Origin of the sequence: Paenibacillus sp. D9 (genome assembly GCF_001188365.1) — a bacterium.
GTDB classification, from domain to species: Bacteria; Bacillota; Bacilli; order Paenibacillales; family Paenibacillaceae; genus Paenibacillus_O; species Paenibacillus_O humicus.
In genome coordinates, this window is sequence record NZ_JZEJ01000001.1 from 3263540 (window position 1) to 3284612 (window position 21073).

General features: G+C 58.3%; 18 protein-coding genes and 2 riboswitches. Of the genes, 2 read left to right on the plus strand and 16 right to left on the minus strand.

Going from position 1 to position 21073, the window contains the following annotated elements:
* Positions 1 to 108: 108 nt before the first annotated feature.
* The 5 genes from glyA to VE23_RS14785 all read right to left on the minus strand — a co-directional run bounded on the left by glyA (position 109) and on the right by VE23_RS14785 (position 5523).
* Positions 109 to 1356: a serine hydroxymethyltransferase gene (gene glyA / locus VE23_RS14765; protein WP_049868382.1), complete on the minus strand. Its 1248-nt coding sequence runs from the start codon at positions 1354 to 1356 to the stop codon at positions 109 to 111.
* 116 nt (positions 1357 to 1472) lie between these two features.
* A complete protein-coding gene (locus VE23_RS14770; protein ID WP_049868383.1) occupies positions 1473 to 2075 on the minus strand; it encodes a TIGR01440 family protein in 603 nt (200 codons plus the stop codon).
* A 165-nt stretch (positions 2076 to 2240) separates the two neighbouring features.
* Positions 2241 to 2322, minus strand: a riboswitch (ZMP/ZTP riboswitch).
* Positions 2323 to 2500: 178 nt separating this feature from the next.
* The gene (locus tag VE23_RS14775) at positions 2501 to 3097 is read right to left on the minus strand and encodes a low molecular weight protein arginine phosphatase (RefSeq protein WP_049868384.1); all 597 of its coding nucleotides are present in this window, start codon (positions 3095 to 3097) and stop codon (positions 2501 to 2503) included.
* Positions 3098 to 3148: 51 nt separating this feature from the next.
* The gene (locus VE23_RS14780; RefSeq protein ID WP_048747642.1) at positions 3149 to 3715 is read right to left on the minus strand and encodes a manganese efflux pump MntP; all 567 of its coding nucleotides are present in this window, start codon (positions 3713 to 3715) and stop codon (positions 3149 to 3151) included.
* A 689-nt stretch (positions 3716 to 4404) separates the two neighbouring features.
* Positions 4405 to 5523 (minus strand): L-threonylcarbamoyladenylate synthase, encoded by a 1119-nt coding sequence (locus tag VE23_RS14785; RefSeq protein ID WP_049868385.1) that lies wholly within the window; start codon positions 5521 to 5523, stop codon positions 4405 to 4407.
* 472 nt (positions 5524 to 5995) lie between these two features.
* Here VE23_RS14785 and VE23_RS26525 point away from each other — a divergent pair, with 472 nt between their 5' ends.
* Positions 5996 to 6877: a hypothetical protein gene (locus VE23_RS26525; RefSeq protein ID WP_157053965.1), complete on the plus strand. Its 882-nt coding sequence runs from the start codon at positions 5996 to 5998 to the stop codon at positions 6875 to 6877.
* A 639-nt stretch (positions 6878 to 7516) separates the two neighbouring features.
* Here the strand turns inward: VE23_RS26525 and spoIIR are convergent.
* From spoIIR to VE23_RS14815, 6 genes are all read right to left on the minus strand, one after another.
* The gene (gene spoIIR / locus VE23_RS14790) at positions 7517 to 8293 is read right to left on the minus strand and encodes a stage II sporulation protein R (RefSeq protein WP_084781502.1); all 777 of its coding nucleotides are present in this window, start codon (positions 8291 to 8293) and stop codon (positions 7517 to 7519) included.
* Between the two features lie 516 nt (positions 8294 to 8809).
* Positions 8810 to 9862 (minus strand): N5-glutamine methyltransferase family protein, encoded by a 1053-nt coding sequence (locus tag VE23_RS14795; protein ID WP_049868386.1) that lies wholly within the window; start codon positions 9860 to 9862, stop codon positions 8810 to 8812.
* A gap of 321 nt (positions 9863 to 10183) precedes the next feature.
* On the minus strand, positions 10184 to 11257 hold the full coding sequence (prfA, locus tag VE23_RS14800) for a peptide chain release factor 1 (RefSeq protein ID WP_049868387.1): 1074 nt from the start codon (positions 11255 to 11257) through the stop codon (positions 10184 to 10186).
* Positions 11258 to 11476: 219 nt separating this feature from the next.
* Positions 11477 to 12577 carry a redox-regulated ATPase YchF gene (gene ychF / locus VE23_RS14805; RefSeq protein WP_048748243.1) on the minus strand — a complete coding sequence of 367 codons (1101 nt, stop codon included), beginning with the start codon at positions 12575 to 12577 and terminating at the stop codon, positions 11477 to 11479.
* 152 nt (positions 12578 to 12729) lie between these two features.
* Positions 12730 to 13008, minus strand: a complete 279-nt coding sequence (locus VE23_RS14810) for a hypothetical protein (RefSeq protein ID WP_049868388.1) — start codon at positions 13006 to 13008, stop codon at positions 12730 to 12732.
* Positions 13009 to 13294: 286 nt separating this feature from the next.
* Positions 13295 to 14266, minus strand: coding sequence for a DUF6612 family protein (locus VE23_RS14815; RefSeq protein WP_049868389.1), 972 nt, complete (start codon positions 14264 to 14266; stop codon positions 13295 to 13297).
* A 95-nt stretch (positions 14267 to 14361) separates the two neighbouring features.
* Here VE23_RS14815 and VE23_RS27065 point away from each other — a divergent pair, with 95 nt between their 5' ends.
* Positions 14362 to 14505, plus strand: a complete 144-nt coding sequence (locus VE23_RS27065; RefSeq protein WP_021881336.1) for a hypothetical protein — start codon at positions 14362 to 14364, stop codon at positions 14503 to 14505.
* A 198-nt stretch (positions 14506 to 14703) separates the two neighbouring features.
* On the opposite strand, the gene VE23_RS14820 is transcribed toward VE23_RS27065, so the two are convergent.
* The 5 genes from VE23_RS14820 to VE23_RS14835 all read right to left on the minus strand — a co-directional run bounded on the left by VE23_RS14820 (position 14704) and on the right by VE23_RS14835 (position 20842).
* Positions 14704 to 16671 carry a hypothetical protein gene (locus VE23_RS14820; RefSeq protein WP_157053966.1) on the minus strand — a complete coding sequence of 656 codons (1968 nt, stop codon included), beginning with the start codon at positions 16669 to 16671 and terminating at the stop codon, positions 14704 to 14706.
* 322 nt (positions 16672 to 16993) lie between these two features.
* Positions 16994 to 18226: a molybdopterin-dependent oxidoreductase gene (locus VE23_RS14825; RefSeq protein ID WP_127508252.1), complete on the minus strand. Its 1233-nt coding sequence runs from the start codon at positions 18224 to 18226 to the stop codon at positions 16994 to 16996.
* A 193-nt stretch (positions 18227 to 18419) separates the two neighbouring features.
* Entirely contained in the window at positions 18420 to 19685 is a 1266-nt protein-coding gene (locus VE23_RS14830; RefSeq protein ID WP_049868392.1) for a stalk domain-containing protein, read from the minus strand.
* Positions 19686 to 19880: 195 nt separating this feature from the next.
* Positions 19881 to 20042, minus strand: coding sequence for a hypothetical protein (locus VE23_RS26530; protein ID WP_021879014.1), 162 nt, complete (start codon positions 20040 to 20042; stop codon positions 19881 to 19883).
* Positions 20043 to 20257: 215 nt separating this feature from the next.
* Positions 20258 to 20842, minus strand: coding sequence for a DUF2569 family protein (locus VE23_RS14835; protein WP_198156176.1), 585 nt, complete (start codon positions 20840 to 20842; stop codon positions 20258 to 20260).
* A 115-nt stretch (positions 20843 to 20957) separates the two neighbouring features.
* Positions 20958 to 21056, plus strand: a riboswitch (purine riboswitch).
* Positions 21057 to 21073: the final 17 nt, after the last annotated feature.

Sequence of the window (21073 nt, forward strand, 5' to 3'; positions counted from 1 at the left end):
TGCGGAAAATAACGAAGTTCGGCTTCTCAGGGCAAAACGGCTGACCCGCTGTCCATGCAAATAACCCCGTCCAGCGGAAAATCCGCCGAACGGGGCTTTTTTTGCCTATTAATACTTGATATCGGTATAGAGCGGGAAGCGGCCTGTGAGCTCGCGCACGATGCCTCGCGCTTTCTCCAGGACGGCCTCGTCCTTCGGACTGCGGAGGGTCATGTCGATGACGTCTGCAATCGTGCGCATCGCGTCTGCGTCCATGCCGCGCGAAGTCGCGGCCGGCGTTCCGATCCGGATGCCGCTCGTGACGAACGGGCTCGTCGGATCGAACGGAATGGCGTTTTTGTTCACCGTGATGCCGACGGAATCAAGCACATGCTCGGCTTCCTTGCCCGTAATGTTCAGGTTGCGGGTATCGAGCAGCATGAGATGGTTGTCCGTGCCGCCGGAGACGATGTTCAGGCCTTTGCCCGACAGGGAATCGGCCAGCACCTTCGCGTTGTCGATGACGTTTTTGGCGTAGGTTTTGAATTCAGGCTGCAGAGCCTCGCCCAGCGCTACGGCTTTGGCCGCGATAATGTGCATCAGAGGGCCGCCCTGCGATCCCGGGAAGACCGCCTTGTCGATGGCAGCCGCCCAGGCTTTGGTCGTGAGGATCAGGCCTCCGCGCGGTCCGCGCAGCGTCTTGTGCGTCGTCGTCGTCACGAAATGCGCATGCGGAACCGGGCTCGGATGCAGGCCGGCAGCCACCAGGCCGGCGATATGCGCCATGTCGACGAAGAAGAGCGCGCCGACGTCCTTGGAGATCTGGCCGATCTTCTCGAAGTCGATGATGCGCGGATAAGCGCTCGCTCCGGCTACGATCATGCGCGGGCGATGCTTGAAGGCCGCCTTGCGGAGGTTGTCGTAGTCGATCGTGAACGTGTCTTCCTCGACGCCGTATGCGACGAAGTTGTAATAAAGGCCGGATGCGTTGACCGGGCTGCCGTGCGTCAGATGGCCGCCATGGGCCAGGTTCATGCCGAGAACCGTGTCGCCAGGCTTAAGGGCAGCCAGGTAAACCGCCATGTTGGCTTGCGCGCCGGAATGCGGCTGGACGTTGGCATGCTCGGCGCCGAACAGCTCCTTCGCGCGGTCGCGCGCGATGTCTTCCACGATGTCGACATGCTCGCAGCCGCCATAGTAGCGCTTGCCCGGATAGCCTTCGGCGTATTTGTTCGTCAGAACGCTGCCCATCGCTTCAAGGACGGCTTCGCTGACGATGTTTTCCGATGCGATCAGCTCGATGTTGTCGCGCTGGCGCTGCAGCTCGAGCCCCATTGCCTTCAATACTTCAGGATCCTGCTTGCGGAGATTTTCCATGTTGGATCAAGTCCTCCCTCATAATGGATGCATCAGTGATTAGAACATCAGTGATTAGAACATCAATGCGAAAACATCAATGCATAAAACATCAATGCCTAAGACAGGGCTGCCTTTCAGTCGCAGCTTCCGACAGAGCCGGACAACTCTTCCCCCGGAGGCAGCTCGTAGACGGCTCGGGAGCCTCCGATCAGCTTCGGCCGGGTGAACGCCATCGTCACACGCGCCTCCCCGATCTGCTTCAGGGAAGGACGCAGAGGCACGGCGACCCGGCGCAAATGCATGCCGATGAGCGTTTCGCCGATATCGATGCCGGCATGAGCCTGTACCGTCTCCACGAGGCATGCATCCGCCAGGCGGCGGTAGGCATAAGCGGCCATGGAGCCGCCGGCGCCAGGCACCGGCACGGCGGCGACTTGCTCCAGTCCAAGCCTCTCGGCAACGGCACGCTCCAGGACGAGCGCCCGGTTCAAATGCTCGCAGCACTGGTATACCGGCGTGAAGCCGATCTCCTTGCGCGCCGCCTCCACGCCGGCAAATATCGCCGCTGCCGCATCCGTGCTGCCCGAGGTGCCGATATGCCTGCCAAGCACCTCGCTCGTGCTGACTCCGAGCACGAGCAGCTGCCCTTCCCGCAGGCGTCCGCCGCCAGCGAGCTCGCGCACAAGCGCTTCGACCCCGGCGGTTATCGCCGCCTCCGGCCCCGATCCATTCGTCATCCCAGCATCCTCCTGTCTCCGCCCTCTTCCGTGTCCGCTGCAAGCAGCTTCCGGCATAAAGGACAAGTTCGCCGTTTCGGTTCTATTATACCGGACCGAAGGCCTTTTAGACGAGACTACCCAAAATGACAAAGAGAGCAACGCGCGCAAAAAAATTGCGTGCTTGCTCTCTGCCCAGGCGACCGGCCGTATGTTCCGATGCTCCATCGTGGTTATTCCCACTTCGTCGCCAGTCACATCGGAAACCGTGTTTCTTGCTTCATCATAGCTTACACGAAAAGGGAAAGTCAATGATGGATAAGCCTTCTGCCGGGCCTCTTTTTCCCAAACGGAACCGCTGGGGAATACGATGCGCCATCGCCGCCGTTTCCTGTCTCAGGCTGGAAGCGCCGCTTGTCGAACTCGGATTCATGCCGCCCGTTTCGCTAGCCCTGCCCTTCCCCGGAAGGGCCGGCCTGGAATTCCGGCCGCTCCAGCAAGCTCGAGAGCGCCTCGCGGATTTCCTCCGCGCAGCGGGCGTAATCCTCGTAGGAGCCTCCGTACGGGTCGGCGATGTCCGGATGGGGAAGCTGCCTCTCCAGCTCCCGGATCCGCCTTTCCAAAGCGTCGTCGGGACCGCGGCCAAGCGACTGGGCGATCATTCTTTCGCTATAGTGCCTGTCCAGCTCTCCCGCCGCTCCGTCCTGTCCAGGCGAGGCATATTCCTTCAAGGTATGGACTTTCCCGGAAGCTTCCGGCCAATACCTCAGAAGCGCTTGCTTATGGGAGGAAGTCATCGTCAGCACGAGATCGGCCCATTGGAGCAGGCCTCCGCTCGCAGGTGTCGATGAGCCCTTATGAGCGATGCCGTTGTTCTCCAGCACTTGAAGCGCATGGCGCGATACAGGCAATCCGTCCACGGTCGATACACCCGCTGAGCGGACTTCAAGCCGCAGCCCCCTCTCAGCCGAAAGCTCCCTGAGGAAGGCCTCCGCCATCGGGGAACGGCAAGTGTTTCCGGTACAGACAAACAAGATGCGCATGGACTTCCTCTCCTTTTCCCTTGAGCGGCTTCCTCTGCCGCCGGGATAACCCTACAGCAGGAAGAGGATGCCGAAAGTAAGTAAAATCGCCCCGCCTGCCGCTTCCCCGTAGCTCCCCAGGCTTTTTCCGATGCGCCGGCCGGCCAGCAGTCCCGCTACCGACATCAGCCCTCCGGCCAGTCCGAACAGCAGGATGGTGAGAATCAGGTCGGCCGCGAACATCCCCAGCGAAATTCCGACGGAGAAGGAATCGACGCTGACGCTCAGAGCGAACAGCAGCATGCCTCCCGCGGTTCTGTGGTCCGCGAAGGACGGCGATTCTCCATCGCCTCTCCAGGCGGCGAGAAGCATATGGCCGCCGAGCAGAATGAGCAGGATTCCCGCAGCGGCCGTCGCAACGTGACCAAGCAGAAAGCTCATGTAATGGCCTGTGTACAGACCCAGAAGCGGCATGACGACATGGAAAATGCCGATAATCAGACTCAGCTTCAAGATGTCCCGGATCCGGATGCCCCTCATTCCGATGCCGACGCCCAGCGAAAAGGCATCCATCCCGAGAGCTAGCGCCATGATCAATAAAGTGAGCAGCTGTCCTTCATGCAGTCCCGCTTCCAACATTTGCGCAATCTCTCCTTACCTACGCTGGCTTGCTCTATCCAGCTTATGCGGACAAGGAGAGAGAATATGACCTGTCCCGGAGAGGCGGACGAGGCGGCACGCAGGAACTGTATGCACAGCGGGACGAGGCGAGGCGAATGATCCTGTCTCGCTGCGCGGGACGGGGTCAGAAGCATGGTAATGGCTCGCTGCGCGGGACGGAGTCAGATACGCCAAAGACATAGCTCGCTACGCGGGACGAGGTCAGATGCTTGGACCTGGATCGCTGTGCGGGACAGGGTCAGATGCATAGACCTGGATCGCTGCGCGGGACGGGGTCAGATGCTTGGACCTGCTCGCTGGGCGGGACGGGGTCAGATGCATAGACCTGGCTCGCTGCGCGGGACGGGGTCAGGCGCATAGTCAGCCATTCGCAATTGAGCACATAGCGGAGAACGCGCCGTTTTATCGGACATATGTTCCGCTATTTTGCCCCAAAGCCGGATTCCTTGCATTTATCGGACATACGTTCCGCTATTTAGGAAGAAACCCGCTGTTTTCAATGTATTTCCTGGAAATAACGGATCCTATGTCCGTTAAAATTACTTTAACGCACAATTTGCCCGAAATAACGGATCGTATGTCCGATAGCCGATGAATCTTCAGGAAAAATAGATCGCACTATGGTCAGCCCGCAGATCTCGCTGCGGTCAGCCCGCATCGACCTGCCTGCCGCCGGCGGCCTTCGCCAGCCGGTTAAGCAGAGCAAGACCGATGCCGTCCGACGGGCAGGCTTCGGCCCAAATCCGCTCGGCTCCAAGCTCGTCGAACTCTCGCAGAACGGCGTAAAGCGATCGGGCCGCGCTTTCCAGCTTCCCCAGTGAGCCGCAGGCCAGGACAGCATCGGCCCGGTACGAAGCCACCGTCTCCTCGTAGGCGAGAATGCCGGTGCGCAGCCCCAGTGCAGATGCCGCATCGGCCTCGGCTTGGATATGGGCGCGCACCGCTTCCGCCGAGCCCGATACGAGGGTCATCTCCCCGCGCGGCGCATAGTGGGCGTATTTCATGCCGGGCGAGCGGGGCGCCGTCGGCTGGGAGGCAGCGGTCTCGGAGACCGCAGACCCGGACGCCGGCTGCCCAAAGGCCTCGATGCCGGCTCCGGCATCGAACTCGACGGCGTATCCCGCCGCTCGAAGCTGCTCCGGCGTTACGCCGCCGGGCCTCAAGATGCGGACCGACCGCTCTCCGACAGCCTCGACAACCGTCGATTCCAGCCCGACTCCGGTCGCTCCGCCGTCAAGCACGCCGCCGATCCGCCCGGCCAGATCCTCCAGCACATGCGAGGCCGCGGTCGGGCTTGGCCGCCCCGAGCGGTTCGCGCTCGGCGCCGCGACGGGACAGCCCGCTTCGCGGATCAGAGCCAGCGCCAGCGGATGGTCCGGCATGCGGACCGCGACGGTATCCAGCCCCGCCGTCACGCGCGGCGACACCGCATCCGGAAGCACCGGAAGCACGAGCGTCAGCGGCCCGGGCCAGAAGGACTTCATCAAACCGCGCTCCGTCTCCGTCAAGCTTGCAGCGAGGCCTTCCAGCTGCCGCTCATCGGCGATATGGACAATCAGCGGATTGTCGGAGGGCCTCCCTTTCGCTTGGAACACGCTTTCTACCGCCGCCGTGCTGCGGGCATCCGCGCCGAGGCCGTACACCGTTTCCGTCGGAAAGGCCACCGTTCCGCCCGACCGCAGAAGATCGGCCGCTTCCTGCAATTCTTTTGCCGAAACGGCTCCCGCCGCTCCGCTTCTCCAATAAACCGTGCTTGTCGTCGTCATTCGGTTCCATTCCTTCTCATCCGGGATTGCCGCGGAAGCCCCCGGCGATATAGCTACAGTATACCTCTCGCGCCGCCGCGTTACCAACCTTCCGATACTGTCCGTCCATGCGGACCCAAGGAGGAACTGGAGACGAAAATACCCTTGCAAAGACTCCACTCATCCGGTCACCGCCTCGTCACTTCGAATACATCAGGGAAAGCTTTCCTAGTGATTCAACTAGAGTCGGTCATCCCCTTAGGGGCCTCCACTGTCGTTGAGGCTTCTGCTTCAAAGATTATTGTCTCCGCCGTTCGCAGGCAAGGTTCAAAGCATCCTCGCTTACGTATTCGGAATAGCTGCTTACCATCTCTAAGTGTGACAAATGCGCTTCTAACATTTTTTATAATTCCATTAATCAAGTATTACATTTTGCCTTTTTTTCCGATGTATAAAGATGATGAATAAAATCAAAATATGGAGGTTAGTGTTTTTGAAATTAAAAAAGAAATATTTAGTTTCTGTTGTCCTGCTCCTTGTAGTGATTTTCGCAATACAGAATGTTTATGCAGCTAAGAGCGACGCGTCTACTAAAGTAGTTCAAGGTATGGAGGGAGAATCACTGCCACCTGGAACGACGATAACGAGTAAGAATACTTACAGTAGCTATTGGCCGGGAAATGCTATTGATGGAGATTTATCAACTAGATTTAATGCGGACAGCGGCAACTCAACTTTAGAAATAAAGTTCCCTGGATTACTTGAGATTAATTTCGTTCAGATGGCTATCAACAATAACCCTCCAGTCGATAACCGTTTTACTATATACGGTTTAAATAATGGTAACTGGGTTCAAATTGCAGATGCCGTTAGAAAGGCTACTCAAAGGGACATCATTACAGAGCCCATTAATGTTATTCAAGGAAGCTATGAAGGATTAAAGATCGAAATTAAAGCAAATGGATCATGGGCTGCTCTCAATGAAATTACGCTCGGCAAAAAGGAAATTCCTACACCTGAGCCTACCGTCCTCCCTTTACCATCTTCGGAACCATCACCATCTATAGAACCATCTCCATCTATAGAACCATCTCCATCTATAGAACCATCTCCATCTATAGCACCTACCTCGACACCTATACCAATTGGTGAAAGAGCAATTTTAACAGTTACTATGGTGAATGGCCTTGATAAAGAATACGATTTGTCCATCCAGGAACTTAACTCATTCATTGAATGGTTTGATGCTAAAGGAAATGGAAATGGCCCTGCAAAGTATTCTTTCAAAAAAACTTGGAATACTGGTCCTTATAAAGCGAGAACTGAATACGTGATTTTTGATAAAATTATGACATTCAACGTTGATGAGTATTAAAAAACAAAGCCCCACCAGCCTTCTGGTCAAGGCTTCATCTAATGGACAGAAGTAGCAAGCTGACGTCGGTACTCCACCGGGATCAGCTTTTTTAGTTTGTGTCCGTTTTTGGTTGTAAGACTGTATGTATCCCTCAATTCGGCTTTGTGCACATTTCAGATATCTTATGGATAGAGCCCTTCCGATCTGAGATTTGTGAAGAAGTTCTCCACAGAGGCATTGTCCTAACTGTTGCCTCGTATGTACAGCTGATTCAGGCGCCAACCTTTGACAGCGTACCGTAGTTAGAGAAAGACGCGTAATGAGATCCTTGATCGCTGTGAATGATCAACCCATTTTGTCTTTCGTCTGTTCAAAGGCCGCGAAAGTCTGAAGAACCCGTTTGTTGTCGTTACGAAAAGCTCATGTACTACACCACAGTATCATGGTTGGATAGATTTTTGATCGTGGAGAGATAGAACCAGGTATCCGCAGCACAATATTCGGTAATCCCCTTAGTCTGTGCCATGAAATCGCGTCGAAACAGATTATCTGCTTTTCGTGCACCTTTTTGTGATTGTCCCCTACCTCGTGATTTTGCAGGGGAAAGAGTTGAATTTGCCATTAGCCATATTTGCCTTCATACAACAGCCCGCTCCATCAGGCGAAGAGGCCGCGCAGGAAGGAAAAGAACGACTTGATCAGCTCCCAGATGAAAAATTTCGCTTCGGGGGCTTGTCCTGCCTCGGCAGGAGCGTCGGCTGCGACCGCAGATGCTTTGCCGGCATCGGCTTTTGACAGCTGGTCCGGCTTGCTGTCTGCGACGGCAGCAGCAGCCTCTGCCTTCGGAGCCGCGTCGCCGGAAGAGGAGTCCAGGAAGCAGAGCGGAGGGAAGAGCACGCACCACCAGTTCTGGCCTTTTCCTTCGCCGAGGGTGATGAGGAGGGCTTCATAGTCGCCTGCCGGATACACCTGCTCGCCGTAGACTTTAGTCGGGAATGCCACTTGGCCGAGCTCGGCCTTGTAACGGTAAGAGAATCCGCGATCCTGCAGCGTGCGGGCCACGATAGCTTCGATCTCTCCCAAGTGGGAGCGCAGCGCGGCACGGGCTTCTTCGATCGTCTGAGGCCCTGCGGCCCAGCCGTTCATCGCCTGCACGACGGCATCGCGCACGACGCGCTTCGTAGCTTGGTCGACGGCGGAATCCGAGTTGGCGAGAATGCGCAGCCGGATGGCCTCGCTTGGAATGGAGCTTTGCGCCAGAGCGGCGTCGTTGCGGACATTTTCCCAGCTCATCATCAGAAAGGCGACACAGAGAATGAGGTACAGGTAGGACAGGCGGAACGGGAATCGGTACGAATGGGCTGCTGCCGAATAAGGACGGGAAGCTGCGGTCGGATAAGGGCGGGACACCGAAGTATAGGAATGAACGGACATTGCACAAGCTCCTCTCGGGCACCCGTCGGCACCGCCGCTTGCGTTCCGGAACGTCTCTATGCTCCATTATGTCCGCTCTATATTCTTCTATACCTTGCCTGCAAATCTAATTTTTCAAAGATTGCGAGATTAAGAGGAGCTGTATCGGGGAAGGCTGGCCTGTAACGAAGGCGAATTCAGCCCGGATTTCGTAGCTAGAAACGTTCCGGATGATATATCGCCCTGAACGCAACATTTCGCTCTTCGTATCTATCGTCCTGTTGCTTTCTTGCGCTCTTGGTACCGAATCTCTATCTTCCTGACCTCTGCCTTGCGCTCTTGGTATGAATCTCTATCTTCCTGAACGCTGCCTTGCGCTCTTGGTACCGGCTCTATCCCCTTAACGCAACCTTACGCTCTTGGTACGCACTTTATCGCCCTCCCTGAGCGCAACATCATGCCCAGCGCGCCGCACCTGGCATCCCGAGCGCAACATCATGCCCAGCGCATCGAACCCTGGCGCATGATCGGGTGCCGTCACTCCGAGCCTGGCGACCTGACCGCGACGACATGGCGCTCGATGCCGCCGTAATCGGTCACGATCGAGATGTCGTCCCAATGCCCGATTTCCTCAAGCAGCGCAGCGACCTGCCGGGCCTGTCCCATGCCGAGCTCGAAGCCTACGACCGACGGAAGCCGCGTCAAAAGCTTGAGCTGAACCGCCATGGCGCGGTAAGGATTGAGGCCGTCCTCTCCTCCGTCGAGAGCAAGCCTCGGCTCGAACTCCCTCACCTCCCGCTGCAGCCCCGGCAAATCGCCAGCCGGAATGTAGGGAGGGTTGGACACGAGCACGTCGATCTCGAGCCCCTCCATGCTTCCCCCGCCGGAAGCCACAAAAGGCTGCAGCAGGTCGCCCTCTATGAACGCGCTCAGCTCCGCTCCGAGACGGAGAGCGTTCCCCTCGGCCGTGCGCAGCGCCTCCGGAGACAGGTCGGAGGCGTGCACCCGCCATACCGGGCGCTCCGCGGCCAGCGTGACGGCGATCGCGCCGCTGCCCGTGCCGACGTCGAGGACGACCGGCGCGGCAGCGGAGGCAGGCGCTTCCAGTCCCGCAGACCGCAGAGCGGATGCGGCAGGCTTGGCGCTGCCCGGCAATGCCTCGGCCGATGCCTCCGTTCCAGCCGAACCTGCCGCTTGCGGCCACAGCCTGTCCGCCGCCTGCAGCACCGCCTCCACGAGCAGCTCCGTCTCGGGACGCGGAATCAGCACGGCCGGCGTGACCGCGAACGGCCGGCCGTAAAACCACTGCTCCCCGGCTATATACTGGGCGGGCTCGCCCCGCCCCTTGCGGGTGATGGCTTCTTCCCATGCCGCCAGCCGCTCCGCCGGGAACGCCTCCCGGCCGTCGCGCAGCAGCTCCGCCCGGTTCAACCCCAGCACATGCTGCAGCAGTAGCGAGGCATTGTCCCCTGCTTCCTCCACGCCGCAGCGGTCCAGGTAGGTCTCCGCCAGCTTGCGGGCGGCTTGGATCGATGCTCCTGCTGCTTGACGGAATGACTCCGTTTCCCGGCCTTGATCGTTCTCGCTCATATTCCGAGCCTCCTGAAGAATAATGATCTGCGTATGATGAAAAAAAAGCCCCATCCCGATTAGCGGGCTTGGGGCGTATGTCGGGCACTGTGCATGCTGCGGTGACATGTGAATGCTGCTACTATGCGATGTCCATCAATGTCTTGCCGCAATGCGCTTGCATGCCGCAGTGCACTGTTCATGCTGTATGACCAAGTGCGTGTTTAGATGCATTGTGCAGCTGTGATGACATGCGAATGCTGCTACTATGTTATGCGACCCATATGCATGCCGCAATGCGCTGCACGCTGCATTCGCAATCCGAGGCCGCCTCAATTCCGCTTAGGCGAGATTTTCGCGCTCCAGCAGCTCCGCCTGCTCGGCGAGCGACAGGGAATTGACGATGTCGCCCATGTCGCCGTTCATGACGGAATCGAGACGATGCAGCGTGAGGCCGATGCGGTGATCGGTGACGCGGCTCTGCGGGAAGTTGTAGGTGCGGATCCGCTCGCTACGGTCGCCCGTGCCGACTTTGCTCTTGCGCTCGCCGGCAATCTTGGCTTCTTCTTCCTGACGGTGGATATCATAGATGCGGGCGCGCAGAACCTGGAGCGCCTTGGCCTTGTTGTCGTTCTGCGACTTGCCGTCCTGGCAGGTGGCGACGATGCCGGTCGGCACATGCGTCACGCGCACGGCGGACTTGGTCGTGTTGACCGACTGGCCGCCCGCTCCGCTGGAGCAGAATGTGTCGACGCGGATATCCTTGTCGTGAATCTCGATCTCGACATCCTCGACTTCCGGCATGACGGCCACGGTGGACGTGGACGTATGGATTCGGCCGCCGGATTCCGTCACCGGGATGCGCTGCACGCGGTGCGCGCCGCTCTCGAACTTCAGCTTGCTGAACGCGCCCTTGCCGGTAATCTTGAAGATGACCTCCTTGAAGCCGCCAAGATCGTTTTCGCTCGCATCCATGAGCTCGACGCGCCAGCCCTGGGTCTCCGCGAAGCGGGTGTACATGCGGTACAGATCGGAGGCGAACAGCGCCGCCTCGTCACCGCCCGCCGCGCCGCGGATCTCCACAATGACGTTCTTGTCGTCGTTGGGATCCTTGGGCAGCAAGAGGACGCGAACCCGCTCCTCCAGCCCGGCGAGCCGCTCGCCCAGCTCCTCGAGCTCCATCTTGACCATCTCGCGCATCTCGTCGTCGAGCTTTTCGCCTTGCATCGCTTTGGCGTCCTCGTACTGGGCATACACTTCTTTATATTCCGTATAAGCGCTGTAAGCGCCTTGAAGATCCGATTGTTCCTTCGACAAATCCCGGAGCCGCTTGGGATCGCTGGCTACATCAGGATCGCACAGCAGCTCGCTCAGTTTTTCGTACCGGTCCGCAAGCGCTTGTAAACGGTCCAACACCTGACTTCACCCCTAGTGATATTCTTTAAAAAAAGTCCTGGCATCCATTATACCATATATGAGACTTATTCATAAATGGTTAAGCCGTGGAAAAACGTCGCGGCCTGTCCAAATTCCCGGCGCACCGCAAAACGCCCTGCGCGCCGATAATCGGCGGCAGGGCTGTCTGCTCCAAGGGACGGCCGGATGAATCAGCAGCCCTCGGTTCTTGAATCCGCGCTAAACGTTGAAGCGGAAATGCATGACGTCGCCGTCCTTGACGACGTACTCTTTGCCTTCGAGGCGCAGCTGGCCGCGCTCGCGGGCGGTATTCATGGAGCCTGCGGAGACGAGATCGTCATAGGATACGACCTCGGCGCGAATGAAGCCGCGCTCGAAGTCCGTGTGGATGACGCCGGCAGCCTGGGGCGCCTTCATGCCCTTGCGGATCGTCCAGGCGCGTACTTCCTGTACGCCTGCCGTGAAGTACGTGTACAGGCCGAGCAGCTTGTAGGCGGACTTGATGAGGCGGTTCAGGCCGGATTCCTCCATGCCGAGCTCCTCCAGGAACATCGCCTTGTCTTCGCCTTCGAGCTCCGCGATCTCGGCTTCGACCTTCGCGCTGATCGGCACGACTTCGGCATTTTCCGCCAAGGCGAATTCGCGCACGATCTTCACATACGGATTGCCTTCGGCGTCGGCGACTTCCTCCTCGCTTACGTTGGCCGCATAGAGCACGGGCTTCATCGTCAGCAGGTGAAGGTCGCGGATCAGCGTCTTCTCTTCGTCGCTCAGCTCGACGCTGCGCGCCGGCTGGTCGTTGTAGAGAGCTTCCTTGATCCGCTCCAGCACTTCGACTTCCTGGGCGTACTGCTTGTTGCCGCCCTTCATGTTCTTGCGGGAGCGGTCGATGCGGCGGTCGACGGAGTCGATGTCCGCGAGGATCAGCTCCAGGTTGATCGTCTGGATGTCGCCCAGCGGATCGACCTTGCCCGATACGTGGGTGATGTTCTCGTCCTGGAAGCAGCGCACGACATGGCAGATGGCGTCCACTTCGCGGATATGGGCGAGGAATTTGTTGCCGAGGCCTTCGCCTTTGCTGGCGCCGGCGACGAGGCCCGCGATGTCCACGAATTCGAATGCGGTCGGCACGGTCTGCTTCGGCACGACCAGCTCGGTCAATTTATCCAGCCGCTCGTCGGGAACTTCCACGACGCCGACGTTAGGGTCGATCGTGCAGAACGGATAGTTGGCGGATTCCGCTCCAGCCTGAGTAATTGCGTTGAAAAGCGTCGATTTGCCCACGTTGGGAAGACCGACGATGCCACATGAGAGCGCCAATGAAAACAACTCCTTCAAAGTCTTGTCCGATAAGAAAGGATATCAAGCGCGCATCCCTTCTTCTCTTCTCTACGCGAACGTAATCCGCCGCATGAGGCGGCGAAACCGTTAGGCTTGATCTCTAGGAGCCATTATACATGACATCGGGCAATTTAAAAAGAAAAGCCGCGGCTTGGGCGGCCTCTCGGACTTGCAGAAATGGAAGCGAAAGGAGGCGAGCCATGGACGCCCTGCTCAGACTGCGCGGCGGGCGGCATCAGCGCCAGAATTCCATCCGTCCGGAACGTGCGCGGCTGCCGCTTGGCCAGATCGAATGCCTTCAAATGCTTGCCGCTAAAGCCTTCCACGCGAACGAGCCGGCGGCTCAAGCTGCCCTTCGCGTCCTCGTAAATCATCTCCACTTCACGTCCGATCCACTTCCGGAATTCCATGCCTTGACCCCCTTGGTATAGGAACATATATTCTTATTTTATTATAAACGAGAATATATGTTCTTATACAGTGAAAATTATTCCCAACACCGGAATGGCTGTCGGTCGCAAGAGAAGCAAAAAAGCTTCCGGGCAGAGACGCCGGAAGCTTGAGGAAAAACAAGGTTGGCCAACTTGGATAGGGTTCATCTTGGATGTTTTCATCATGGATATGCTCGGTTCTCGGCATTCTCATCCGTTCGCCCCGGCCGCGAATGCCGGACCGAGACGAAACCTGCCGTTTGATCTAGGGCTGTTCGCCTTCCTCCACGCCGAGCGCATCCAGAAGTCCCTGATCGGCGGGCATGACCTCCGGAGCGGTCAGAGCTTCCTTCGGCACCTGCACGGCCTTCGCCCCGTTCCAGCTGCCGTAATTCAAAGCCAGCTCCTGATGGAGCTTGGAGGGATTGCCTTCATCATATTCAATCGTGACGTCCGCATCGGCCTTCAGCCGCTTCAGCAGTCCCGTCTTCTCATCGAATTCAAGCGAATACTCAAGCGAGGCGACCTGGATGGAATCCCGGATCGCAGCATCCATCTCGTCGGTTCCCATCGTGCTGCGGAGCAGATCGCGCACGAGCGCTTGGGCGGCCTCGTCCTTGCCGTCGCCGCTGTAGGCCAGCGTTGTGACGCCTTCCTTGGAGGAAGCCTTGAAGCTTGCTGCATGCGGCTTGATCTTGTCGAGCTCCTTGGAAGGAGCGATCTGGAAGTCCGACAGCGTCGCCTTGATCTTCGGCACTTCGGAGGCGAGCATCCGGCTCCAGGCCGAATTGGAGTGATCGTACATATAGTAGCCGTCCTTGTTCAGGTACGAGTCGATGGTCGACTGCTCGCCCATGAAATCATTGACCGTGACTTGCTTCAGAACGAGCGGCTCCAGGAAAATAGTGCCTTTATTGCTCATGGACATGGACGTCGTCTCTCCGTCCGTCACCATCTGCTGCCTCAGCTCCATGTCCAGATCGAAATTCCGCACTTCCGCCAGCGCCTTGCTGCCACGCTCCAGCATGGACGCGGGCGACAGACCCGCTTCATCCTGCCCGGCGGGCGATGGAGACGGCGTTCCGGTCGTCTGAGCGGCTGACGGCACCTGCCCCCCTTGGTCCTGCGGTCCCGCGCAGCCTGCGGCGATGAGCAGGGAGCCGAGCATCAGGCCGGCTGTCCAATGCCGCTGCCGCCGCTCCAGGCGGCTGCGGATTGGCTTCGAGATGCGATTCATGCTGTCATGCTCCTTTCCGGATGGGCTGTCCGCGGCCTTTTGCCGTATCGGCAGGCCCGTCCCGAACCATACTAACGGCGGGAGGTGAGCCGCTCATGGAGAACAAGTCCCATCAAGGTAACTATAAAGGAACGTCGCACAGCCATGCAAAGAACCAAAATATGGAATTCGTCAACGACGTGGTGGAGGATGTCAAATCCGTCACTAATTTTACGGGCAAAAAGAAGAAAACCGACTGAAGCCGGCATCGTCTTCCGGCGATCCGCAGAACAGCCGCCATTCCGGCTGCCGGACAAGGAAACCCGTCCAAAGCAAAAAGCCGCCGAAAGGCGGCTTTTTGCTGAATCAATAAAGAGATCGAATGCTCATGCGGCGGCAAACCGTCCCCTTATGCGTCTAGAGCAGGATGGCAGGAAAGGACAAGCCTCCTATCGTTGTCATTTGCCAACCGGTGCGGCTGTCAGCACGACGCCATCAAAGCCGACGGCGATGAAGCGTGTTCCATCCCAAATTACACTCTGAAGATCTTTTGATGTCGGGGATTCCTGCTGCACCCAGCCTCGTCCGCCTTCCGACATGTATACGGCGCCATCATTTCCGACAGCCGCTGCCGTTCCGCCGCCCGTAACGGCCAGCGACTTCAAATACGTGTACCTCTTCTTCAAGACCGTCTTCCAGGCCTTCCCGTCTACGGATTCAACAAGGGCATCTTCCGAAATGGCGATGAATTTGGAGCCGGTCCAGACCGCATCGGTGAACCTAGGAAAATAACCGTTGGAGCCGTCTAGAGTCGCGCTCGTTTTTTTCCATGCCGCTCCATCGATGGATGTATAATAATCGGCCTGCCCTTTAAAGCCGATCCATACTTTCCCGCTGGATGCGGATGGAACCGGGTTTCCCGCTTGTACCGAAACCCATGACAAGCCGTCCCGGCTTCTTTTTTCAATCGTCTTGCCATGCAGGCGAAACTCTCCGCCCACCGCTGTAATATCACGGATATGATCCTGCTCCAAGCTGCCCAGCTCGCTGAGCCTGCCGTTCCGATAGAGGAGGCCAAACCTGGAAAGCCGGTCGTCCGCGGAGGAAAACCCGCCTGCAATAAAGCTGCCTCCCACGTTCTTCAACTCGTACAGCTTGATTTCGGGCTGGATAAGCTCCGGGTCGATATCGGCCCAGTCTTTTCCATTCGCAGAAGCCTTCAATGTTCCTACGCCCGCTACGACATAGTTCCCCTTGAAATAGGCAATGCCATAGAGATCGTTCATGGTCCCGGCGGCTTCGATAGTCCATGCCTGGTCAGGCGATGGAGCCGAACGAACGGTCCCCATGCTTCCAGCCGCCAAGTATGCATTTCCGCTCTTCAGTAAAGCATTGATATTTCCTTCCAAACCTCCGTATTTCACATAGCCGAGCGGACTCTGGAACATGCCTTCCGTCTTCGAGATCTTGTCCCAGTCTACTCCATTCATCGATCGATAGATGGTGCCGTAATCGCCCGCCGCAATGAATTGCTTGCCGTCCCAGACGACGCTGTTCAGGGAGGCGTTCGGATCGCCGACTTTCTTAAAGTGAACGCCATCGGTTGTGGTATAGATTCTTCCGCCAATGCTTCCCTGGCCCGAGCTTCCGTCGTATCCTACCGCGACAGCGATTTGCCCGTTGTCCGCCATGGCATGAATTTCTCCGCCAACGGCGTCCGCAGTCGTGGTCCATGCAGTCAAATCGGCTGAGCTCAGGATATTTCTCCCCATAGCGACAAGCCATTTTTGATGGAAGTTATAAATAAGGACCTTATCGCCTCTTGCAGAGGTTTGGATGGGCTTCAGCGTCCATTGGGTCCCTTCCTTGGATATGGCGGCGACAGGAAACGTGTACGAATAGGAGTCGATCTTGATTCGGGTCATGCCGGCCGCAACGAATTGCCGCCCGTCCCAGACGACATCCTGCCAATCGAAATCGGATGGCTTGAGCGAATATTTCCCTAGCTCTTTATTTTTATAAGAGGGGGAAAAGTCGGCCAGCGTCCATTTTCCGCTGATGACGCCCTTTGTCCAGGCCATGCCGTCCTTCGTCCGGGCAAGCACGCCTTGATCGCCTGCAACAACGGCAGCTGCGCCATTTGCAGCCAGCGCTTGCAGAGTGCTGCGGCCGGGAAAAGCTACCGCTCCCCAGGCCCCGCCGGTCTTGCTTCGCAATACGGTGCTGTCCATGCCGACCGCTATCCGGACTCCGCTTTGCAATTCCGTGATGTCGGTCAATTCCGAGCTTTCCTTCCCGGACTGCTGCTTCCATGTCCAGGATGCCGCTGCAGCCGAGACGCTTTCAGCTTGCACCGGCAGCTGCATGCCGCTGCCTGCAGCGATTGCACAAGCGAGTACGACTGCCAACTTTAGGTTTCTAACCATTCCATGCCCCCGCTTTAGCAAATTGGGATCCAAACATCCGTCGATTCCTCCAAATTCTTTCGGAAACCAAGCGCATTTTAATTAGATTTCCCTGCGCTGCACGGCGAAGGCTCCCTGCATCTTTCTGTCGTTCCGTCCAGCGGAGTAACGATCCGGAGCCTGTGGAAGCACAAAAAAAAGCAAGGATCCTTTCTTGGGCGCGACGGCTCCGCCCAGAAAGTCCCTGCTTCAATGAAAAGCTTCAAGCCCGCTTTATCGTCGGGAAAGCCAGGCATGCAGACGCCGGCAACATGGGGGCGTCCTTGCTGGAGTCCCGCTCTCGTCACACCCAGGCGTCCTTGCTGTAGCCCCGCTCCTCCCAGTACCCCGTATGATCGCCTTTGATCAGCTCGATGCGGTTGAGCCATTTCACCGATTTGTAGGCGTACATGCGCGGCACGATGAGCCGGACAGGACCGCCGAGATCGCTCGGGATCGGCTTGCCGTCATGAAGGACGGCCACCATCACATCGTCCATGACCGCCTGCTCGAGAGTCAGCGAGTCGGTGTAGACCCCGTCGCCGGAGTAGAACTTCGCCGTCGCCGCCCCCGCCTTCACGCCGGCCTGCTCCAGAAGCAGCTTCAGCGGAATGCCTTCCCACGTATTGCCGTACACCGACCAGCCCGTCACGCAGTGGAAGTCGCTGACCTGGACGGTCCGCTTCAGCTCGACGAACTGCTCCCAGTTCCAGATGAAGCTTTTCTCCACCAGCCCGTCTATCGTGAACGACCAGTCCGCATTCGTGAAGGACGGAATCGGCGTGACCGTATAAACGCGGAAATTCCCCTTGGCCCCACCGCCTTGCGGAGGCAGCGATGCCGGCAGCGGCTGCGGAGCGGGGATGAGCCGGTTGGCATCGCGGCTCGCCAGCTCTTCCGAGGTCGCGCCGCCGGCGCTGCCGAGCGCCCTTCCCGCCCACTGCAGGAAAGAAGGTCCGACCGCCAGCGCAATACCCGCCCCTACGGCTGTGCGGATGAACGTCCGTCTGGACATGAGCGCTTCCGGAGAGGCGGCCGGATGCAGTCCGTCCTCCCTGCCGGTGCGGACCGTTCGGCGTCCAGCCTGCTTGAGCCATTTCAACCGGGTGATGGAATGGTACAGCACATACGGCAAGCCGATCCAGGTCAGCAAATCATGCCAGGTCAAAGCCGGATTCGCCCAGCCGGGACCAAGCTGCCGGTGCAGCCAGAGCACGATTCCCGACAGCAGCCAGCCGCCGAGCAGAGCCAGCACGACGATTACGTTCGCTCTCTGCCAAGGCTTGCCTCTCAGCTGCTTCCAGTGCTTGGGAGCGAGCAGCGCATAGGCCGCCATCGGCAGCAAGGACGCAAGGCCGAGCACGATATGGATTCCTTTCAGCCAGACGCGGCCTTCTCCGAGCACGCCTCTCCAGTAGCCTCCGAACAGCATGAGCCCCGATACCGCCAGCAGAAAGACGATCCATCCGTTCAGCGAATGGATGCCGGCGAGCTTGCGGCCGTAGCCTTTGCGGAGCGTTGCCAGCCAGTTCCCCATTCCTCGGCCTCCTTTCGGAAATGGTCTTCTCTTCAGGTACACGTCCGACATTCCCGGTTGGATGACGCGTCCGCAATATGGATGAATCCTGCTCCTTCATATGAACATAACCCTTCAACCAAACGGCCCGCCGCACGTCGCTTCCTCAAGGAAAACACGCTGGACGGGCCGCAGAATGGCCGGGACAAAAAAGCTACGGATTGATAAATACCGTTTTGAGATGAGCAATGTAGGTCACGCCGAAGCCAAGCCCTTTGGCCACTGTAGCCAGCGGCACATACGTCTTGGATTCCTTGCCTACCTGCTGCAGGTAGGCTGGAGAATCGACCGGCACGGCGACCCCGTTCACGGTCACGGTCGAGGCGCCGATTTTCACGCCGACCGTCAAGCTGCCGTACTTGATGTTGGCCGTCGACGTTTTGGCATCCCATACGGTTTTCGCGCCTACGGCCTGCACGATATCCTGGATGGCGATGTAGTTGACGCCTTTCTTGAGCACCGGCTTATAGGGGGTGTCGAGCTTCTTGCCGACGGCATAGATGTTCATCGGCGAACCGGCCGCGGGAGCAGCCAGATCGATGTTCGCTCCCCATACCGCCGCCGCAAAGGTGCTGGCGATGACCGCGTACCCTTCCTGCGTCGGATGGAAATCCCGGTCCTTGACCATATGGGTGAGGACGCCTTCGCGCCCGACGAATTCCTTGGCGACATGGGCGACCTTGACGTCCGCCCCCTTGGCGGAGTAGCCCGCCGCGAGCTTATCCAGATTGGCCGTAAAAGCATCCGTCGCGCTCGTCAGCTTGGCGTACAGCTCCTTGCCGCCGATGACCGGAAGCGGCTGGTACTGGTCGGCAATGACGACCGACGCATGGGGATTGATTTCGTGAAGAACGTCGAGCACGGCCGTCATATTGCCGGTGTATTCGCTCAGAAGGGAGGCGACCTGCGCCGCCAGATCGGCATCCGACAAGGCGGACGCGCTCGTCAGCAGCGCGGAGACGTCGTTGCCGCCGACCGTGATGGCGACGAGGTCGGCGGACGCAAGCTCCTGGCGGATCTTGGCGGCAGCCGCTCCGAACTCGTTCGTCCTCGGATCGGGAAGGCCCGGTTGAATGGCATCGGCCGTTATCGGCGTCCCCGAACCGATGGCGCTTACAAACGTTTTCAGTCCGGAGCTTTTCAAGCCGGCGATTCCGTAATTGGACAGCGAGGCGCGTCCGTGCAGGAGCGCCTGCTCGTACAGGCGCTCGGCGTAGCCGTAAGGAGGAGAAGCGACCGTGTATTCCACCTTGGGCTCGTACCCGACGGTGATGGAATCTCCCAGGGCAACGATATGATAGTCATCGGGCTGAGCCGCTGTCTCTGCGCCATAAGCGACACCCGCGCCGCCGCCGAAAAGCAGCAGGAATGCGAGGGCGAAGGCGAGGCGGCCCTTCAGCGATAAATGGATTCTTTTCATGAGAAACGCTCCTCTCTGGTGAATCCCCTCTATTCTATCACTTGGGTTTGCCTCTGAATATATGGATAAAGGATATATTTACCGCCCGGATCCGACAGGCACGACGGCGTTTCGGCAGCCGGAGGACAAAAAAAGAAACGAAGCCGTCGACAGGCCTCGTTTCTTCGAAAAGCCGCGATTTCCGGAATTGCGGGGTCAGGACTTGATCCTTCTGAACATCATTCCGATGCCTCCGATTAGGAGCAGGATGGCCAGAATGTAGAAGACGAATTTGACCGAGTTGACGACGAAATCGAAAAGCCCGGATATGCCGAAAATAAGGCCGGCGATAATGAGGATGACGGCTAGCAAACGCATAAGGTTATTCCTCCTTCGTTCGGATCGTTCTTATAGCTCTATATACCCCGGGCAAAGGCATCCGACGCTCTCGGCAAGAGCTTTCAATCCGCTTCGTTTTCAGAAGGCCCGAAAGGCCGGCTGGCCGATCGGATTCGCTCAAGAGGGCATTGTCTGTTCGATTTCATTCGCTCGGGAGGACATGCGCCGTTCGTCTTGCTCCCAAGCACGGTCTTTCAATGGACGAACGTGTTCCTCACCCGAAGAGACCGCCTGAAGTAGGGAATCCAGGCCGCGGCCAGCACCGCCGTCCGCAGCAGGGCCGGAAGCGAATTCTGCAGGACGCTTTCTCTCGTGGAAGGCATGAGCAGGATGAACACGCATTCCAGCGCGACCGCGCCCAGGCAGGCGAGCAGATACAGGGCGATCCAGGCGGGGAAGGCTTGCAGCCTGCGGTAGAAGCCGGCCAGCATCATCGCCGTGGCCAGGAGCAGCACGGCCAGCTCCGCCAGCTCGTAGACGGCAAGCGGAGCCATCAGCGGATGATAGTCCGGCGCCTGGCTGTCGATGATGGCAGGCCAGCCTCCATCCGCGAACAAATAGCGGATCAGTCCCGCGAGCTGCGCCGCGAACACAGCCAGCTGAAGAGCGAGGCCGAGCTGGACGAGCCACAGCCACCCGCCCAGCCCCGACAAGGGCGGCTTCGTCAATGCTCCACTCGATCTTCCCGCTCCCCTTTCGGTCGCCCCCCCTCTTCGTCCGACATGCCGCCATCGGCTTGTCCCTTGGTTCCGGTTCGCCTTGCGCCTGCTTTCGCCCATTACGCCGCCCCTCTCCGGTTCTCGATCCCCGCCGGTCCCATGCCGCGCCTCCAGCGCCACGCTGCCTCGCATGAGTTGACATTGAAGTTTGCGTTGCAGTATTCTGATCCTACAACCGCATAAATACGTCTCATTTCGTATATCCTGGACGATAGGGTCTAGGGTTTCTACCGGAAACCGTAAATTTCTAGCTACGAAAAAAATATGCCCCTCGGCGTATTTTATTCGCGG

Excerpts from the sequence above, each read along its gene's own strand:
- VE23_RS14825 (WP_127508252.1), bottom strand. The coding sequence starts at position 18,226 with ATGGGGAACTGGCTGGCAACGCTCCGCAAAGGCTACGGCCGCAAGCTC.
- VE23_RS14835 (WP_198156176.1), bottom strand. The coding sequence starts at position 20,842 with ATGGGCGAAAGCAGGCGCAAGGCGAACCGGAACCAAGGGACAAGCCGA.
- VE23_RS14795 (WP_049868386.1), bottom strand. The coding sequence starts at position 9,862 with ATGAGCGAGAACGATCAAGGCCGGGAAACGGAGTCATTCCGTCAAGCA.
- VE23_RS26530 (WP_021879014.1), bottom strand. The coding sequence starts at position 20,042 with ATGCGTTTGCTAGCCGTCATCCTCATTATCGCCGGCCTTATTTTCGGC.
- spoIIR (WP_084781502.1), bottom strand. The coding sequence starts at position 8,293 with ATGTCCGTTCATTCCTATACTTCGGTGTCCCGCCCTTATCCGACCGCA.
- VE23_RS14785 (WP_049868385.1), bottom strand. The coding sequence starts at position 5,523 with ATGACGACGACAAGCACGGTTTATTGGAGAAGCGGAGCGGCGGGAGCC.
- VE23_RS14830 (WP_049868392.1), bottom strand. The coding sequence starts at position 19,685 with ATGAAAAGAATCCATTTATCGCTGAAGGGCCGCCTCGCCTTCGCCCTC.
- VE23_RS14810 (WP_049868388.1), bottom strand. The coding sequence starts at position 13,008 with ATGGAATTCCGGAAGTGGATCGGACGTGAAGTGGAGATGATTTACGAG.
- VE23_RS14775 (WP_049868384.1), bottom strand. The coding sequence starts at position 3,097 with ATGCGCATCTTGTTTGTCTGTACCGGAAACACTTGCCGTTCCCCGATG.
- VE23_RS14780 (WP_048747642.1), bottom strand. The coding sequence starts at position 3,715 with ATGTTGGAAGCGGGACTGCATGAAGGACAGCTGCTCACTTTATTGATC.
- glyA (WP_049868382.1), bottom strand. The coding sequence starts at position 1,356 with ATGGAAAATCTCCGCAAGCAGGATCCTGAAGTATTGAAGGCAATGGGG.
- VE23_RS14815 (WP_049868389.1), bottom strand. The coding sequence starts at position 14,266 with ATGAATCGCATCTCGAAGCCAATCCGCAGCCGCCTGGAGCGGCGGCAG.
- VE23_RS14770 (WP_049868383.1), bottom strand. The coding sequence starts at position 2,075 with ATGACGAATGGATCGGGGCCGGAGGCGGCGATAACCGCCGGGGTCGAA.
- VE23_RS14820 (WP_157053966.1), bottom strand. The coding sequence starts at position 16,671 with ATGGTTAGAAACCTAAAGTTGGCAGTCGTACTCGCTTGTGCAATCGCT.
- VE23_RS27065 (WP_021881336.1), top strand. The coding sequence starts at position 14,362 with ATGGAGAACAAGTCCCATCAAGGTAACTATAAAGGAACGTCGCACAGC.